Consider the following 2,985-nt stretch of genomic DNA (forward strand, 5'->3'; position numbering starts at 1 on the left):
ACCCCTGATGCAAATCCGGATGGGTAGAGAAGATGTCTTCAAAATTCTTATAAAACACAAAGAGACCTTTGCGCATATTAATGCCGTAGATATCAGTGATATTATCTTTGACCCCCATAGCATTAATATATCCATGCTCAGGAACCTTAAAGTTGAGTTCACGTAGAAGCCTCGTACCGCAATCCTCAATATCCTCCACATTCGCACAGTCTACTTCAGCGATATACCACCCCTGGTCCTGCAAACGAGGCTTCATTACCTGCTCCCAGTACCCGCTCTCCTGAGTGAATACAGGAACAATGAACTCATCCTTATATTCTTTTTCATAAACCATATAGTTATTTCCTTAAGAAATCCCACACAAGGGGATTCATAAAGAACCTACCTAAGTCCCTTATGAATAAACCCTTAAGATGTAGAATGTATTACATTAACTATTTTCGTGCTTCCAAGTTTCCAAAAATTCATCCTTATTTTTAAGGTATAAAGGATGCTCAGCTTCTGGATTTTTTTCGTCAAACTCAGGAATAACAATTGCACGGCCTTCAAAATATTCCAAGACCTGATCAAGGTGGTTTCGAGACACTTCCATACCGTAAAGTACATGCGGTGGGTCGTAGTCTCCATTTCCGTACCAGGAATGCCGATACCGTAAGTCATTATCTGCGCTTTGTAGAATCTGTGCCATCCACTTTGCCTGCAAGTATTCAGGGCCTTTATCCTCTCGGAATAACGCGTCATAGTCCCGCAACACCACGAAAACTCCTTTACTCAAATCCAGCCAATGCAAATCTTCCATGTACTCATAGATCAAATTTACTGGATCATCAGGCATTCCATAAGGATATTCAATAGGCCCTAAAAGCTCCTTAAAATATTCATTCTCAGTCCTCGCCTGGACAAGAGCAGAGCAAGAGAACTCAATAATTTTCCATCCCTGCTTTCGTAGCAGCTCTAGTTGCCGCTCTAAGACGTCATCATCTTCCTTTACATACACAACTGGGAAGAAGGTCTTATCTAGCTTATTTGTATAAAAACCTATAATAGTTTTACTTCTCAATGGGGGTGAAGATTTCTCCGTGCGCGCGGACGACTTCCACCCCTCAGTATCCTCTGGGTCAACCGTCATCCCTCGCCAACTTCTAATAGTATCTTCCTTATTTTTAACATACACTGGATACTCGGCTCCAGGGTCATCTTCATCAAACTCAGGCACCACAATCGCCCGACCCTCAAAAAACTCCAACACCTGATCAAGGTGGTTCCGAGACACCTCCATGCCATAGAGCACATGCGGTGGATCGTAGTCCGCATACCCAGACCAAGAATGCCTGTACCGCGAATCATTATCCACTGTCTGCAACAACTTTGCAGTCCACTTCGCCATGAAATAGTCAGTTTTTTCTTGATCTTGGAAGAACACATCATAATCCTTCAGAACAAAAAAGAACCCCTGACTCAAATCCAACCAATGCAAATCCTCAAGATACTCATGAATCCAATCCTCTGGAATCCGAGGAATCTCATCAGGAAACTCAATAGCTTCAAAAACTATCATAGCGTCTTCCTCAGAGCCTGAAGACTTTAAAAACTTTTCACAGGAAAGCTCAATAATCTTCCACCCAGCCTGCCGCAACAACTCCAACTGCCGCTCTAAAACACCATCCTCCCGCACATAAACAACCGGGAAAAAAGTTTTATCCAATTTATTCGTGTAAAAAACCATAGGCTCATAATAATTCATAATATTTTCACTCCTTAATCAAAATAAACGTCTCATAATGGTCCGACATATAGAACATCAGGGCTGCCCACAAGCGACACCAATCAATCATAGACAACCCTGCCTTTTCTTATATAGGTTATTGATTCTATTCTGCTACTCTGGCAAATGCGGATACTCATCTGCGAAAGGCCCCAGCGTCTCTGCACTCTCAAGCTCAGGATGCTCAGGATCAAACCTATCCACAACCACCACATGCCCCCGGAAAAACTCCCGCACCAGCGGAAGATTCTTCTCAGAACATTCAAAACCGTAGGTAAATTTAAGGTTCGCTTCTCCTTCCTCCAAAAGCTCCCAACGGTACCTGGTTTGCAACCGGTGGAGATGCTGGCAAAGATAACTTGCTATTCGAGAATTCTTGAGAATAATATCATCAAAATTAGATATATACACAAAAAACCATGTGATATATCCAGCCATTGATCAATATCCTCAATATAATCTAATGTCCATTGCGAACCATAATCCGGAATATTCCAGGGACATTTAATAGCACGAAGTATTTCAGATGTCATGGTATCAAAATCGATAATAACATTTCCTCTAATTTCAATAATTTCCCACCCAGAAGAAACTAATGAATCTATCCTATTATGGAGAATAGGCTCTCCTTTTAGATAAATATTTGGTGTTATAGGATACTTTTCATCCATTTTAAAATCAATAGTCATATTTATAGTCCTTTCAGAAGGACAAAAGTCCTGTAATGATCAGGAGTATAATAAATATCTCCATTACTCCCAACGACTAAACGTTCTGTGTCTCGTCTTCCTCTAATCCTTGGTTCATTGCGGATAATGTATCCAGAATCACGAACATCAAGCTTATAATATTGAATACTGAGGTTTGTTCGGATGTATTTTACCCATTACTGCCGCCGGTATAGGAAGTGCTCTCGGGGTACTCATCAGGATCATTAATCCAATCCGTACCATCCTCATACAACGGGTCAGGAAAACCATTCGGGAAGAAAAACTTCTTGCTCTTTTCCACTTCAGTCCAAGGGTACTCTGCCTCGTCTGCCGCGATGACTACTCGATTTTCAAAGAACTCTTCCATCTGGGACACGTTCTCTTGTGAAATATCAAAACCGTATCCCACAAGTACTTGATATGATCCACTACCATGTAGTGGACGACCAGCATAATTCACCTCCATGATCTCAAGGATATTCACACATGCGCTTATATCATCATCAGCCA

General features: G+C 41.5%; 3 protein-coding genes and 2 pseudogenes. All 5 read right to left on the bottom strand.

All coding sequences use genetic code 11. The features are described from left to right. Positions 1 to 334, bottom strand: a pseudogene (locus HMPREF2554_RS01775) (hypothetical protein); the annotation flags it as partial. A 96-nt stretch (positions 335 to 430) separates the two neighbouring features. Next, positions 431 to 1,744 carry a hypothetical protein gene (locus HMPREF2554_RS11715; protein ID WP_246825968.1) on the bottom strand — a complete coding sequence of 438 codons (1,314 nt, stop codon included), beginning with the start codon at positions 1,742 to 1,744 and terminating at the stop codon, positions 431 to 433. A 135-nt stretch (positions 1,745 to 1,879) separates the two neighbouring features. Beyond that, entirely contained in the window at positions 1,880 to 2,071 is a 192-nt protein-coding gene (locus tag HMPREF2554_RS11720) for a hypothetical protein (protein ID WP_246825969.1), read from the bottom strand. Positions 2,072 to 2,127: 56 nt separating this feature from the next. Beyond that, the gene (locus tag HMPREF2554_RS11725) at positions 2,128 to 2,454 is read right to left on the bottom strand and encodes a hypothetical protein (RefSeq protein ID WP_246825970.1); all 327 of its coding nucleotides are present in this window, start codon (positions 2,452 to 2,454) and stop codon (positions 2,128 to 2,130) included. Positions 2,455 to 2,644: 190 nt separating this feature from the next. Next, a pseudogene (locus HMPREF2554_RS01795) lies at positions 2,645 to 2,985 on the bottom strand (hypothetical protein); the annotation flags it as partial.

Origin of the sequence: Rothia sp. HMSC071F11 (assembly GCF_001809115.1) — a bacterium.
GTDB lineage: Bacteria > Actinomycetota > Actinomycetes > Actinomycetales > Micrococcaceae > Rothia > Rothia dentocariosa.